The 16050-nt window shown below is 34.4% G+C and carries 10 protein-coding genes; 6 read left to right on the top strand and 4 right to left on the bottom strand.

Going from position 1 to position 16050, the window contains the following annotated elements; all coding sequences use genetic code 11:
* Positions 1-32 precede the first annotated feature (32 nt).
* The 3 genes from ABJF52_RS06370 to ABJF52_RS06360 form a co-directional block, all read right to left on the bottom strand.
* Positions 33-3302 (bottom strand): VCBS repeat-containing protein, encoded by a 3270-nt coding sequence (locus ABJF52_RS06370; RefSeq protein WP_348147962.1) that lies wholly within the window; start codon positions 3300-3302, stop codon positions 33-35.
* A 74-nt stretch (positions 3303-3376) separates the two neighbouring features.
* Entirely contained in the window at positions 3377-5002 is a 1626-nt protein-coding gene (locus ABJF52_RS06365; RefSeq protein ID WP_348147959.1) for a RagB/SusD family nutrient uptake outer membrane protein, read from the bottom strand.
* A 31-nt stretch (positions 5003-5033) separates the two neighbouring features.
* A complete protein-coding gene (locus ABJF52_RS06360) occupies positions 5034-8042 on the bottom strand; it encodes a SusC/RagA family TonB-linked outer membrane protein (protein ID WP_348147956.1) in 3009 nt (1002 codons plus the stop codon).
* A 327-nt stretch (positions 8043-8369) separates the two neighbouring features.
* Here ABJF52_RS06360 and ABJF52_RS06355 point away from each other — a divergent pair, with 327 nt between their 5' ends.
* Positions 8370-9395 (top strand): LacI family DNA-binding transcriptional regulator, encoded by a 1026-nt coding sequence (locus ABJF52_RS06355; protein WP_348147953.1) that lies wholly within the window; start codon positions 8370-8372, stop codon positions 9393-9395.
* 80 nt (positions 9396-9475) lie between these two features.
* Here ABJF52_RS06355 and ABJF52_RS06350 read toward each other — a convergent pair whose 3' ends face one another.
* Entirely contained in the window at positions 9476-11194 is a 1719-nt protein-coding gene (locus tag ABJF52_RS06350; RefSeq protein ID WP_348147950.1) for an IlvD/Edd family dehydratase, read from the bottom strand.
* Between the two features lie 181 nt (positions 11195-11375).
* Between ABJF52_RS06350 and ABJF52_RS06345 the strand changes: the two genes are divergently transcribed.
* From ABJF52_RS06345 to ABJF52_RS06325, 5 genes are all read left to right on the top strand, one after another.
* A complete protein-coding gene (locus ABJF52_RS06345) occupies positions 11376-12068 on the top strand; it encodes a glycerophosphodiester phosphodiesterase family protein (RefSeq protein ID WP_348147947.1) in 693 nt (230 codons plus the stop codon).
* Positions 12068-13330, top strand: a complete 1263-nt coding sequence (locus ABJF52_RS06340; RefSeq protein ID WP_348147944.1) for an NAD(P)/FAD-dependent oxidoreductase — start codon at positions 12068-12070, stop codon at positions 13328-13330. Before ABJF52_RS06345 ends, ABJF52_RS06340 begins: the two co-directional genes overlap by 1 nt.
* A gap of 4 nt (positions 13331-13334) precedes the next feature.
* On the top strand, positions 13335-13874 hold the full coding sequence (locus ABJF52_RS06335; RefSeq protein WP_348147941.1) for a DUF1697 domain-containing protein: 540 nt from the start codon (positions 13335-13337) through the stop codon (positions 13872-13874).
* Between the two features lie 61 nt (positions 13875-13935).
* Positions 13936-15018, top strand: a complete 1083-nt coding sequence (locus ABJF52_RS06330) for a diphosphomevalonate decarboxylase (RefSeq protein ID WP_348147938.1) — start codon at positions 13936-13938, stop codon at positions 15016-15018.
* A gap of 90 nt (positions 15019-15108) precedes the next feature.
* Positions 15109-16047 carry a mevalonate kinase gene (locus tag ABJF52_RS06325; RefSeq protein WP_348147936.1) on the top strand — a complete coding sequence of 313 codons (939 nt, stop codon included), beginning with the start codon at positions 15109-15111 and terminating at the stop codon, positions 16045-16047.
* Positions 16048-16050 lie beyond the last annotated feature (3 nt).

The raw sequence follows: 16050 nt of genomic DNA, 5'->3' as shown, positions 1-16050 counted from the left end.
CAACGATGAGAAGGGCGCTTATGTAATTTAAATTATTTTTTATACTCATAAAATTTAACATCAGAATTGTTAATTATAGCCGTTAATATTTTTTTGGAGTTATGTGATTTGCTGCTTAAATGTCTGATTTGGCCTTGTATTCGCAAAGATATTCCTTTTGTTTTTGAAAAATCATAAGCGTTGCCATTGCCATATATAATCCAGCCTCTAGAGGCGTCTAATTTGCCATATTGAGGTTTGATTAGTTCTTGATTTCCTCCTAAAATAATATCTAAATTTCCATCATCGTTTACATCATCTGTTTCAATAGCATATACAATTGAGTATTGCGCTTCCTGCGATAAAGGAATGTGTTTGAAACCATTATTCTCATTAATAAATAATGTTGATTGGGTGGTTTTTAACTCATACTTAATAGATTGATTAAAAATGTCTTCACCTAATAATTCTGCTAAGTCATATTTGGCATAGTCTTTATAGTATAGCAATTTCTTTTTAAGATGTGGTAATTGAGAAATTAACTCATCTTTATCTAACATTGGGTAATACTTGTTATTTATTTTTTGACATAATATGGACTCGGTTTTTCCATTTTTATCAAAGTCGTTAAAAAACAGAGTAGTATTAGAAGAATAAGCATAGTTGCTTCCTATATTACCGACAATAAAATCTTGATCACCGTCTTGGTCAATGTCAACTACTTTTAATGAAGACCAAATTCCTGTTGTTTGATTTAATTTATAATCATTCGTACGGTTTAAAAGAATGCCGTTTTTATTAATAAAGATAGAAAGTGGCATCCATTCACCTGCAACAACCAAATCTGGAAAAGAATCATTGTTTAAATCTACCCAGGCTGATGAAGTAATCATTCCTAGATTTAATAAGGCATCTTGTTTATTTATTGAAAATGTATTATAACCCATATTTTCTAATAAATAACCATTTGCTGGCGAACCATATCCACCAGGATTGTAGCGTTCACCAATAAAAATATCAATATCTCCATCTTTGTCATAATCATTTACAGCCACTGTAGCGGTGCAAATGGGATGTGTAAAAGGAAGGGGTGTTGAACTTTTTTTATATTCTCCGTTACCCTGATTTATATATAAGCGGTCATTTAAATTTTTATCAAACTTAGAAAAAGATTTTCCCCCACTACAGACATATAAATCTAGATCACCATCATTATCGCTATCAAAAAAAAGTGCATCGATATCTTCGCTTGCTTTGTCTAGGATGAATGGGTCGGAAATTATTGTATAACCAGTTTTTGAACTAATAAACAATTGGCTTGTTTCATTCTTTGCGCCACCCAAATAATAATCTGGAATTCCGTCTTTATTTATATCTGCATTGGCAAAGGCTGGACCTTCATTACTAGTCATTCTGTCTAATAATTGTTCCTTATTAAAATCTACTGTGTTGTTTTCTGTATGACGATATGAATAAAGTGGAGGTGTTTCAGTAAGAATTGGTGCTGGTTTGGTATGATAGCTTATAGGTAGATTTTTAGCGGTACTTTGTTTAATAACCAAAGTAGTATCTGATATTAGGTTTGTGTAAAGCGAAACTTCATCTGTTGGCCAAATAACGCGTAAGCTATCAATAGTTATAGTATTTCCAAGCCCAACAATAATTTCTGGTGCAACAGTACTTTGGTAGCCTCTAGAGCTAAAATTTTCAAAATAACTTTTTTTATTGTTATCATAAAAAGCATAGATTTTTGCGCCAATACCATTAGTGTTTTTATTGTTTCCTTCAAATCTTATTTTTAAATAATGTGAGTTATCTACGTTACTTTTATTTTCATAGAGAAAAGAAGGCATGTTCACATTATTTATGACCAAATCTAAATCGCCATCATTGTCTAAATCACCATATGCACTGCCATTACTAAAACTTGGTTCTGCCAAGCCTAGAGAATCTGTTTTTTTAATAAAATTTAAATCTCCATAATTTATGAAAGCGGCATTTGATATGGCTTTTGATGGCATTACATCTATCATTTTTGTAATGGTTTCGGCATTATTCTGCATCAATTGTTTCATGGTGCCAGGCTCTGACATGTAATTAAGGTAATCACGATCTAACAGGTCTTTGTAAATTCCGTTACTTATAAAAATATCTTTAAAGCCATCATTGTTCATGTCAAAAAAGAGTGTGCTCCAACTCCATTCTGTCGCATCTAGTCCGGTCTTTCTAGAAATTTCAAAAAAACCATCAGCTCCTTTATTTTCTTGTAAAACATTTCTAGGTAATTGATTAGCGTACCCTTTTTTTTCGGCTAAAGTATATTTCTCCCAAGATTCAAAAATGGCTTTCGTTTTTTTTCGTTCAAGAGTAGCGGGTAACATTTCTGCAACCATAATTTCTGATAAAAAGTCATTATTTAAATCTCCTGCATCTGCTCCCATGCTTCCCATAGAAAGACTTGTAAGTAGTGAGTCGCTAGTTTCTATAAATCGTGTTCCCTTATCATTAAGATATAAGTAGTCTTTCTCAAAAAAATCGTTGCTAATAAACATATCAGGCCAATTATCATTATTGAAATCTGATAGAGTGACGCCCAACCCAAAACCTATTGCACTAGAGTAAATACCATAAGTTTGCGATACATCAATAAATACTCCGTTATTATTTAGTAATAATTTGTTACCATTTGTAGAAGGTGTTTTTCTTTGGTCTATAATTAAATCATACCCGCCAATTGATTTAATGGAATTGTTTAGTAAATAACAATCTAAATCTCCATCTTTATCAAAGTCTAAAAAGGCGGCATGGACAGAAAGCCCTTTCACGTTTAATCCGTATTCTTTACTTTTTTCAGTAAAAGTAAGGTCACCGTTATTTATAAATAATTCGTTGTTTCGGTTCTGGCCTTCTGGTTTTCCAGACTTACATACATAAATATCTAAAAAGCCATCGGAATTTATATCAACAAAGGTCACACCTGAGGACCAAACATTTGGGCAAGAAACCCCAGCTTTAGTAGTAATGTCTTCAAATTGGAAATTACCTTTATTTAAGTATAATTTATTGTCTACAATATTGCCCGAAAAATAAATATCTAGTAGACCGTCGTTATTTATATCTCCTAAAGCTACACCACCGCCATTGTAAAAATTTCTGTATAAATAGGGATTAAAATCTTCAGTATAGGATAAGGTGTTTTGAAAAGTTACCCCAGTTTCTTTAGCAGAAGTTAAATTAAATAATGGAGTTTCAGTTTCAATGCTCTCTCGACAGGACAAAAGTGAAATGAAAAAAAATAGTGAAAAAATAATTCTAAAATGCATAATAGAAAATAATTAAAACTAAAAAAGGGTTACCACATTTAGTAACCCTTTAGAATATATTTAACTATTTTATATTAGTATCCAGGGTTCTGTGATAAAGAACCACTAGATGCATCTATTTGTTCTTGTGGAATAGGCATTAGTTCGGCGTGGGCACCAACACCACCAGCTTTTTCCCACCATGCATCATCCCATTTTCCAAAACGGATTAAATCACTTCTACGAGTGGTTTCCATAAACATTTCGCGTCCTCTTTCCGCTAAGAAAGTGTCCGCGGTAACTGAAGTAATAGCGCTTACACCAGCACGAGTTCTAAGCATGTTTACATCTGCCATAGCCATTGACCAATCGCCAGATACACGTGCAAGACCTTCAGCTCTTATTAAATACATTTCACCTAAACGTACAAGTGGAAAGTCATTATTCATGTTGTCTTTACCAAATTGTTCAAAGCTAAATTTACCTAAACGAGTACCACCATCTCTTTGTGCGTTTGGCTCTAATTCATTAACTGCAGGCGTGTAGTTTAAAACTGGGTCAGCTGAATCTGAATAATCAACAATGGTGTTGCCGCCTGAATCAAATTGCTCACCAACAATAAAATTGATTTCTTTACGTGCATCACCATCTTCATAAGAATTGTAAAATTCTTCTAACGCTACATACCCATTCCAAGGTTGACTTTGTAAGTTCCAAGAAAATTGGCTTGAATAGTGCAAGGTCATTTGCGAGTAATTCATGTTGCCAGCAGTAACCGCATCAAATTCTATAGACCAAATAATTTCTGGATTGTTTTGATTGTTAGGTGCAAAAATGGTTGCATAACCCGTTAGCATTTCAGGGTCAGAATCAACACCGGGTCGTGCCCCTAAATTGTTCTTTTCATAACTAGCATCTACCAATGTATACCCGCCATTATTGATGATGTAATCTGCAGCATCATGAGCTTCTTGATACATAGCCGTACCACTATACACTTCTGCATTTAAATATAATTTAGCAAGAACCCCTAAGGCAGCAAACTGATTAATACGGTATTTATCATCACCGGTAGTTAAATCGCTTCCAGATAAATCCATAGTTGGGCTTACTGCTGCAATACCTAAAACGTCTAATAACTCGCTTTCTACAAATTGGTATACTTCTAATCTTGTAGACTGTGGAGCATTACCTCCTGGTGTTGTTATAATTTTAACTCTACCATACATATCTACCAAACGCATAAAGAAAAATGCACGTAAAGTTCGTATTTGAGCCTCTTCATTAGCAGATAAAGTTCCTGATAATTTATCGTTACACTCGTTTACTCCACCATATAGTTGACCCCATGCGTCATTTACAGGACCGTTTGTTGGGCCTTGGGTATGTTTGTGTACATCTATCCAAATACCACCATCATACCAGTCACCTCCTTTTTGAGTAATCGCCATTTCATCTGTTGAAACAGATTGAACAGACCAATACCCACCGTGGTTAGCACTACCTTCTCTAAGTTGCGAGTACGGGCCAGCAAGAATTGCGCCACCAGCACCATTACCACCATTACCACCAGATTCTGAACTAGGTGATGTACCTTCGGTATTAATTTGTTCTGTTAGCTCTGTCTGTAAATCTTCTTCTAAGTCAGTACAAGAAATGCCTAAGACTAAGAAGCCAGAAATAAGACCTACGAACAATTTACTTTTTTGTATAAATTTCATGTCTTTTATTTTTTTAATTTTCATAGCTTTTTTAAAATTTTGCAACCAAACCTACACTAAAGGTTCTCGAGGCAAAGTAATTACTTCTACGATCAATACCCGGAACTAAAGGGTCTGGATTATCTATTCTTGCGGGTCTCCCACCGTTATCAGTACTGCCTATATCTGCTAAAGAAGCTTCAGGATCATTACCAGTATAACTAGTTAACGTAAACAAGTTTTGACCTGCGATATTCATGCTAAGTCCTTTTATATACTTGGCAGTTTTCTCACCTAGATTAAAAGAGTATGAAACACTAAGGTTATCTAATCTAAAGAAATCAGCCTTTTCCACGTAATGCGAACTAAACTTAGCTGTTTTAATTCTAGAATCAGCCAATTCAGTATTTACAAAATTGTAACCCGTTTGAGACCCTACTTGTGGCTCAAAGAATACCCGATAGTTGTTTACCAAACTATGACCAAATTGCCCTCTAAAAAAAGCATTAATATCCCAATTACCAATTGATACTCTATTGGTCCAGCCCAATTCAAAATCAGGAATACCTTTCCCTAAAACAGTTAAATCGCCTTCATTATATGCTTCTACTGTTTGCTCTGTTTCAATGGTGCCGTCACCATCAATATCAACAAAAGTTTGACTTCCATTAGCATCAACTTCACCAGTCCATTCAGCGCCAATAATTTGCCCTATCTCCTCACCTTCCTGAACTAATACTACGTTAGTGTCGTTTTGCCCTGGTGCACCTAGGTTTCCTCTAAATGTGGCACTACCAAGTGCATTTTCTTCTAAAACTGATTTATAGGTTGAAAACACAATGCCTGTGTTGTATGTTAGTTTTTCATTTTTAATAAGATCATAGTTTAAGGTTAGCTCAATACCTTTGGTGTTTAACCTTCCAGCATTTCCTATCATTAAGCCTGATGGGTGAACTGATGTTTCAACTGCGATATCAGTAATGAAATCTTCAATATCTCTATTGTAGATATCTAATACAGCACTTAAACGATCAGTACCAAATTCAATACCAAAGTTAATCTCATGTTTTTCTTCCCATTTTAAATCTGGGTTAGGGGCTCTATTACCAGAACCTAGTGTTTGCCAACCTGTTTCAGAACTACCTGGGGGAACATTTGCAAAGCTAAAGATCTCTTGCGAATACCCGTTTTCAAATGGTAATGCACCAGTTACTCCATAACCAAAACGTACCTTTAATAGATTAACATTCTTTAGTTCTAAATATTTGTTTAAATCGGCACCTAGACCAATAGCAGGAAATGTACCCCATTTATTATCTGGTCCAAAACGTGTTGATCCTTCATGTCGTATAGAAGCGTTAAAGAATATAGCATTATCCCAAGTCATATTAACACGACTAAAGAAGGCAATAATACGATCATCTGGTCTGGTATAAGAACCACCGCCAATTCGATCTACACCGCCTAGCTGAAAAGCACCCGATGAAAAAATATTATCCGACCAATCTCTAGAAGCGTCAGGAAAATCAGCAAAGGCAAAAGTAGACCTCTTTTCATTTTGTTCTTGCCAAGAATATCCTCCAGTCAAGCCCATAGTTAATTTATCACTAATACTAGGGTTGTAAGTACCATATATCTCAAACAAATCACTTTCAAAATCTTCATTGATAAAATCTGCTCGACCTTTAGTAGTCGAGGTTGCATTACCACGATAATGCGAAGTAGTTGGGTAATATTGATTTTCTCTTTTGGTGTTGTTCTGTTTTGAGTACAGCCCTGTTACAGATAGATTATCAGTAATTGCAAATTTCACGTTTAATCCAGCAAGAAATTCAATGCGTTTTCCGTAATTCTTATTTTGTTCTACAATTGAAACTGGATTAAAAGAATCAAATAAACCTAAAGCTTCAAAATAGCCTCCAAATTGTGCAGAATTAAAAGCGAAGGGCGAATCAACTCCATAAATAGGTGCTGTTGGGTTATACAGAACCCCATAACGTAAACCGTCAGTTAAGCCAAATTCACTTTTTCGATTCGTATATGATGCGTTAAATCCAATTGATAAACGATCATCTAAAATTTTTGTATTGATATTCGCACGAGTATTAAACTGATCAAAACCGCTATTTCTTAAGATTCCTTCGGTACTTCTAAGGTTACCAGAAACCCGATAATTTGTGCTACCTGTAGAACCTGAAACTGAAAAATTATTTACATAGTTGGCGCCTGTTTGAGTTACTAAATCTAACCAGTCGTTATCAGCACCTAAATTAACACCTCCTGCATCTATAAATTCTTGAGTAGACATGACATCTACAGATTTTGAGATTGTAGAAACTGATGCTTGTCCGTTATATTCAAAACTAGTAGTATCTCCTCTACCTTTTTTAGTAGTAACTAAAATTACACCACTTGAGGCACGTGAGCCATAAATTGCTGCTGCAGAACCATCTTTTAAAACGTTGATGTTTTCAATATCATTGGGGTCAATGTTGTTTAAAGAAGCACCAATAATACCATCTACTACTACTAAAGGTTCCGCATTAGCACCTGTGGTACTCAAGCCTCTCAAACGTATTTGAGATTGCCCATTGGGGTCACCGCCTCTATTGGCAATGGTTAAGCCTGCTACCTTACCTTGTAGTAATTGAGCCGGGGAGTTAACTACACCTTTGTTAAATTCTTCAGCATCTAGTTGAACAACTGCAGAGGTAATCTCTTTTTTGTTTTGCGAACCGTAGCCCACTACAACAACTTCTTCTAAAGCTTGCGCATCTTCTTGTAAGGTTATGCTTATCGGACTATCACTAGCTTCTAAAGTTGTATCTAGATAACCAATATAACTAATTTTCAATTGTGCACCTTCTGCCACAGATAAAGTAAAATTACCGTCAAAATCGGTTTGTGTTCCATTGGTTGTGCCTATTTCAATAACACTAGCACCCGGTAAAGGCCCACTGTTGTCTGACACAGTACCTGTTATTTCTTGTTGAGCCTGCACGTATCCAAAGCACAAGAATGCTCCAAGTAATAGTAAACTTCTTAATAAAATGATTTTCATAAAGAGCTATTTTAAGTTGAGTTAAATTATTAATAAGGTTAAAATTATGTAAAATTTATGTTAAATTCGTAAAATGTCGTGTCTAAGAAGTTACGCAAACGGTTTCGTGTTGATAACTTTTCAATACCATATTAATATTTAACTAAGGGTGTTATAATAAATATTCAAATTTTCACCTTGTAAATTTCGTAATTTCACAATGTGAGATGAATTGTAAACTGGCGTAAAATATAAAAGGTTGCACTAAACAAATAAACAATATTAAAATGGTTAACCAATTTTAAAGTTCTTTGCTTATATTTAGTTTCTTATGTTGAAACTTATATTTTGAGACAAAAAGTAACATTAAAAAGTATTGCTCGTGAGCTAGATGTTTCTATATCTACTGTATCCAAAGCATTAAAAGATAGTCCTGAAATTGGCAAAGAAACGAAGGAGAAGGTACAGGCTTTTGCTAAACTCTATAATTATAAGCCTAATAACATGGCTATTAGTTTAAAGAATAAACGTACCAAAAATATAGGGGTGGTTATTCCTGACATCATTCATCATTTTTTCACAACGGTTATAAGAGGAATTGAAAGTTATGCGAATAAGCATGGTTACAGTGTTATTATTTGTATTTCCAATGAATCTTATGAAAAAGAAGTTTTTAATCTGGAGATGTTGTCAAATGGTAGTGTAGATGGTTTTATAATGTCTTTATCTGCTGAAACACAGGAAAAAGATGATTTTAAGCATTTAAAGGAAATCATAAATCAGGGTTTTCCTATTGTTCTCTTTGATCGTGTGACTGATAATATTGAATGTGATAAAGTAGTCTTAAATGATTGTGAGATTTCATATGATGCAGTATCTTATTTTATTAAAGATGGGCGTAAGAATATTGCTTTAGTGACTACTGAGAGTTATTTTAATGTTAGTGAAGAAAGAGCTAAAGGATATAAAATGGCTTTGGCTGAAAACAATATTCCTTTAGATCAAAATTTGATATTGAAATTACATTACAAAGATCAAGACGAGCAAGAAATAACGAATTTTTTTAGATCAAATAAAATTGATGCTGTGTTGTGTGTTAATGAATTGTTTGCTACAATTTGTATGGGAATCGTACAAGATCATGGGTTTAAAATTCCAGATGATATAGCTTTTGTCGGATTCACAGATGGTATACTTTCAAGGTATAGTAAGCCTAGATTAACAACTGTGGCGCAACATGGTGATCAAATGGGCGAAACAGCTGCTCGTCTTTTGATTGATCGTGTAGAACAAGAAGCTGCAGTTGAAGACGCTAGCTACAAAACAGAAGTTATAAAAGCTTCTATTTTACAACGTGGATCTACTACTAATTAATTAGGATTTTTTATTGGGCTAAATTAAGTACAAATTTATATCCTCAATCGTAATAAAGGTGCCAGTAGTTTATAGTTGTTTTAATGCGAATCGCGGGTAACTTCGCTGCCAGACTTTCCTTTAAGAAAGTCCAAATCAACACCTTTATCAGCTTGTTCGGTATGATCGATAAACATTTTTACAAATCCCCTATGAATGCCTAAATCTTGAGGTTTCCATTTAATTTTTCGTTGTGCTAAAACCTCATCGGAAACGTGTAAAGTTAATTTTCGATTGGCGACATCCAATTCAATTTCATCACCAGATTCAATTAATCCAAATGCTCCGCCTGCGGCAGCCTCTGGTGCCACATGCAATACAACAGTACCAAACGCTGTACCACTCATTCTTCCATCCGAAATACGAACCATATCCGTAACACCTTTAGCTAATAGTTTTTTTGGTAGCCCCATATTGCCGACTTCAGGCATGCCTGGATAGCCTTTTGGACCTACATTTTGTAGTACCATTATAGAAGTTTCATCAATATCTAAATTTGGGTCATCAATACGGGCTTTATAATCTTCAATATTTGTAAATACAACGGCCTTTCCTTTATGTTGCATTAATTCAGGAGTGGCTGCTGAAGGTTTTATTATGGCACCATTGGGACATAAATTACCTCTTAAAACTGCAATGCCTGAGTCATCTTTTATAGGGTCTTTTGTCGTGCCAATAGTTTCTCGATCGTAACATGTTACATCTTCAGTATTTTCACCAATTGATTTCCCGTTCGCTGTTATTGCATTGTTGTTTAAATGTTCTCTTAGCTCTTTTATTACAACAGGTAAACCCCCGGCGTAATAAAAATCTTCCATCATAAATTTACCTGATGGTTGTAAATTAGCTAATAATGGAATGTTTGCTGAAAATTTATCAAAGTCTTCAAGCGTTAAATCAACACCAACGCGCCCAGCGAGCGCTAATAAATGCACCACAAAGTTGGTTGAACCCCCAACCGCAGCATTTACCATAATGGCATTTTCAAAAGCTTCACGCGTCATTATTTTGGAAAGTGTCAAATCTTCTTTCACCATATCCACAATACGTCTTCCCGATAAATGTGCCAAGACTTTTCGTCTTGAATCTGATGCTGGTATTGCAGCATTATGTGGCAAAGTAACGCCTAGAGCCTCAACCATACATGCCATGGTACTTGCAGTGCCCATTACAGCGCAATGCCCATCACTTCTGCACATCATGGCCTCTGCAAGACGAAATTCATCATTATCCATTTTACCATTGCGGTTGGCTTCACTAAATCGCCAAATATCAGATGTTGCAATATCTTTACCTCTATATTTCCCTGTTAACATAGATCCGCCAGAAACAAATATGCTGGGTATATCTACACTACAAGCACCCATCAATATCGACGGTGTAGTTTTATCACACCCTCCCAAAAGTACAACACCATCTAAAGGATTGCCTCGTATACTTTCTTCCGCATCCATACTGGCTAAATTTCTAAAGAGCATGGCTGTCGGTTTCATTAAAGTTTCACCCAAAGACATTACTGGAAATTCTAATGGAAAACCTCCAGCCTCCCAAACACCACGTTTCACATGATCTGCCAATTCCCTAAGGTGCCCATTACAGGGTGTTAATTCTGACCAAGTATTGCAAATTCCAATAACAGGTTTGCCGGAGAACTCATCATCTGGGTGACCTTGATTTTTCATCCAGGCCCGATATATAAATCCGTCTTTTCCAGTTTTACCAAACCAACCTTGACTGCGAAGTTCTTTTTTGTCACTCATATGAAAATTGCTCTTAGTTTTTAATCTGACTTAAATATAAGAACTGCAGATGGATTTTCCTTTTTCAATAAAATATTTAATTGATAATTTTTCGGATGGTATGATTACTTTTATAAAAAAAATAATCATGCATAAAATTATTTACCTTTTCTCAATAATTTTTTTAATTCAATCATGTGGTATGGCACAAAAACCAAAAGTAATAGGTCATAGAGGGGCAATGGGTCATGTAACTGAGAATACGTTAGAATCAATTCAAAAAGCTATGGATATTGGTGTTGACATGATTGAGATTGATATTTTTAAAATTAAAAGTGGGGAGTTAATCGTTTTTCATGATGATACAGTGGATCGTTTAACGAATACAAAAGGAGCTGTTGAAAGCTTTACATTGGATGAATTACAGCAGTTAAAACTAGAAGGAGACCTAAGAATACCTACCCTGCAAGAAGTTCTAGATATAATCGATAATAAAGTTGAACTAAATATTGAACTAAAAGGTTCCAATACAACAGATCTATTAAACAAAATGTTAGAAACTAATATAAAGGATACCAATTGGACCTTAGATAGTTTTATCATTTCAAGTTTTAAATGGGATGAATTACGTTCAATGCGTAATTTGAATGATGAAATTAGAATAGCAGTGCTTGTAGGAAAGGAAATTCCTGAAGCAACAGAAGCCGCAAAGGAGTTGAGTGCTGAGGCTATCAATCCACATTTTAAAGCACTTACACAAGAAAATGTAAATGAAGTACACAAAGCAGGATTTAAACTTTATCCTTTTACAATTAACGAACCTGAAGATATTGCGCTAATGAAACAATTTGGTGTTGATGGGATTATTACAAATTTTCCAGAACGGGCGCATTAATGTTAGACCTTATTATTATTGGTGGTGGTGCCGCAGGCTTTTATTCGGCTATACAAGTTGCTGAGAATAACCCTAAGCTTAAAATAGCTATTCTAGAAAAAGGTAAAGAAGTTTTAGGAAAAGTTAAAGTATCGGGTGGTGGTCGATGTAATGTAACGCATGCACAATTCAATCCTACTGAGTTGGTTAAAAATTATCCGAGAGGTGAAAAAGAACTTTTAGGCCCTTTTCATAAGTATTGTAGTGGTGATGTTATGTCGTTTTTCGACGAAAAAGGAATAGCCTTAAAAATTGAAGATGATGGCAGAATGTTTCCAACAAGTAATTCTTCACAGACAATTATAGATTGCTTTTTGTCGGAAGCGAATAGATTAGGCATTCAAATTCTGAAACATAGTGGTGTAACTAATTTTGAATTGAAAAAAGTTTGGGAGGTTGTTACCATTAAAAAAACGTATCGGGCTAAAAAAATAGTAATAGCAACTGGTAGTAGTTCTAAAATTTGGAAAAATCTTCAAAAAATTGGACACTCAATAGTTGAGCCCGTACCTTCACTTTTTACTTTTAATATTAAAGACACTAGAATTCAAGGAATCTCAGGTGTAAGCACTAATGCTCGCGTAGCCGTATATGATAAAAACCATGTTGATGCTAAGGTTACAATTAAATTAAGTAGTCAAAAGAAAAGAAAACCTCTTTTAACAGATGAAGGTCCTTTGCTTATAACACATTGGGGCATGAGCGGACCAGCAGTTTTAAAACTTTCTGCATGGGGAGCACGTATTTTAAGTGACCTAAAATATAAATTTGAAGTTCATGTTAATTGGCTTCCTGATCATTATAATGACTCTGTGATTCAATTACTTAATGAGATAAAAGAAGTTGAAAGTAAAAAAACGATATTGCGAACAAAAGCAGTTGATGTGCCAAGACGATTATGGACAAACTTAGTACGTGCGTCTGGCATTGCTGAAGACGAAAAATGGGCAGACATTACTAAAGAAAAGTTGCAAAATTTGTCGGAGCAACTAACCGATTGCCGCTTTAACGTTGATGGTAAAAGTACTTTTAAAGAAGAATTTGTAACAGCAGGTGGAGTAGAACTAAGTGAAATTAATTTTAAAACGATGGAAAGCAAATTGGTCCCGAATTTATACTTTGCTGGTGAAGTTATAAATGTTGATGCTATTACAGGCGGATTTAATTTTCAAAATGCATGGACAACTGGTTATATTGCCGCTCAAGGTATCATTAAAAATTAGGTTAATGCAGACTTATATTGTTCTATTAAGAGGTGTCAATGTTAGCGGTCAAAAGAAAATTATAATGGCCGAACTGCGTAAAATAATTGAAAATATCGGCTTCGAAGATGTTAAAACTTATATTCAAAGTGGAAATATTATCTTAAAAAGTACTATTAAAGATCCTAAAGAAGTCGCATCAAAAGTAAGGAATGAAATATTCGCTTCTTTTGGTTTTGATGTTTATGTTTTGGTGAAAAAGTATGATGAACTAAAACTAATTTTTGATAATAATCCGTTTACTAGTCCTATTGATATTGAAAATAAGAAAGTATATTTTGCGCTACTAGAAAAGGAACCTAAGCTTGAAATAATTGATGAATTCAGAGCTTTAAAATTTGTAAATGATCAGTTTTTAGTTAAAAATGATTGTGTTTATTTAAATTATTTGAACGGAGCAGGAAAGGCTAAACTAACCAATAATTTAATTGAACGGAAATTAAAAGTATCAGCTACTTCTCGTAATTATAGAACCATGATTAAATTGCTGGAAATGGCTAAGTAGCTCGATGCTTACTTCAAAAATAGAGCTGTCAAAAACTTATCTTTGTCAAAATAAATTAAGAATGACCGAACAAGATTTTATTCCTAAAGCGTATACAGAACTTATCTCTAATGGGAAAACTTCTTGGAAATCCCCTAGTAATATTGCATTGGTGAAATATTGGGGTAAAAGAAAGGGGCAAATTCCTGCCAATCCTTCTATAAGCTTTACACTTGATAATTGTAAAACAACGACCAGTCTAACTTTTTCTAAATTAACGGAACCAAATTCCAATTTCTCATTCGATATTTTCCTTGAAGGGAATAAAAAGGATCATTTTAAGCCAAAAATTGCTACTTTTTTTGAACGTATTTATAAGTACTTGCCCTTCCTTTCAGAGTATCATTTTACAATTGAAACTTCCAACTCTTTTCCACATAGTAGTGGTATTGCATCTTCTGCGTCAGGTATGAGTGCATTAGCCTTATGCCTAATAGAGGTGGAAAAACAGTTGAATCCAGAAATGGGTGATGAGTTTTTTGCTCGGAAAGCGTCGTTTTTGTCCAGATTAGGTTCTGGAAGTGCTTCAAGAAGTATTGAAGGGCCACTAGTTCAATGGGGTGAACATGCTTCCATCCAAGGGAGTTCAGATTTAGTAGGAATAAAATATCCATACCAAGTACACGAGGTGTTTCGTACGTACTGTGATTCAATTTTATTGGTTGATAAAGGGCAAAAACAAGTAAGTAGTACTGTTGGGCACGATTTAATGCATAATCACCCGTTTGCAGAGCAACGTTTTGAGCAGGCTCATGAAAATCTGTCAAAATTGAAAGTAATTTTTGCTGAAGGAGACCTAAGAGAATTTATTAAAATAGTAGAAAGTGAGGCATTAACGTTACATGCGATGATGATGACTAGTCATCCTTATTTCATTCTTATGAAGCCTAATACACTTGAAATTATTAATAGAATATGGGCTTTTCGCGAGCAATCTAAAACTCATGTCTGTTTTACATTAGATGCCGGAGCCAACGTTCATGTGTTATATCCTGAGTCTGAAAAGACAGAAATAGACCAATTTATTAAAAATGAGTTGGTTGCATATTGCGAAAACGGGCAGTATATTTGTGATCAAATTGGATTAGGAGCAAAAAAAGCGTAACTTTTTGTCAGATTCTCGTCTAATTTACGTTAGGTAATAAAATGAACTGTAAGATTTCATGCTGACCATTAATAATATAACATCCCACAAATGAAAGGTCCCCTCTTTTATTCTAAAATATTACTCTTCGGAGAATACGGAATTATTAAAGATTCCAAAGGATTATCAATTCCATATAATTTTTTTAAAGGTGCCTTAAAAGCGGATGACAACACCTCTGAAATAGCTAAAAATTCTAATAGTAGTTTAAGGGAATTTGTTGGTTATCTTGAAATGATACAAAAGAATAGTCCAGACTTGGTTTCTTTTGATTTTAAATCATTAAAAGCAGATGTAGAAGCGGGAATGTATTTTGATAGTTCAATACCACAAGGTTACGGAGTTGGTAGTAGCGGAGCTTTGGTGGCGGCTATTTATGATAAATATGCTCAGAATAAAATTACGGTACTTGAAAACCTTACTAGAGAAAAACTTTTAGTCTTAAAAACAATTTTCGGTAAAATGGAGTCTTTCTTTCATGGAAAATCTTCAGGTTTAGATCCATTAAATAGTTATTTAAGTCTTCCTATTTTAATAAATTCAAAAGATAATATTGAGTCAACTAGCTTGCCTTCACAGAATACGGAGGGAAAAGGAGCAGTGTTTTTATTAGATAGTGGTTCTACTGGAGAAACAGCCCCTATGGTGCAACTTTTTATGGAAAAGATGAAGCAAGAAGGTTTTCGTAATATGTTGAAAGACCAGTTTATTAAACATACCGATGCTTGTGTAGATGATTTTGTAAATGGTAATGTGAAATCACTTTTTGGAAATTTAAAACAGCTTTCTCATGTTGTTTTAAATAATTTTAAACCAATGATACCAACTAAGTTTCATGAGCTATGGCAACGTGGTATTGAAACTAATGAATATTACTTAAAACTTTGTGGTTCTGGTGGTGGAGGTTATATTTTAGGATTTACCCAAGATTTTGATCAGGCCAAAAAAACATTGAAAGACTACAACCTAGAAGTGGTTTATAACTTCTAAACT

Origin of the sequence: Aurantibacter sp. (genome assembly GCF_039941195.1) — a bacterium.
Lineage (GTDB): Bacteria > Bacteroidota > Bacteroidia > Flavobacteriales > Flavobacteriaceae > Aurantibacter_A.
This window is presented reverse-complemented; position numbering and strand designations above follow the sequence as displayed.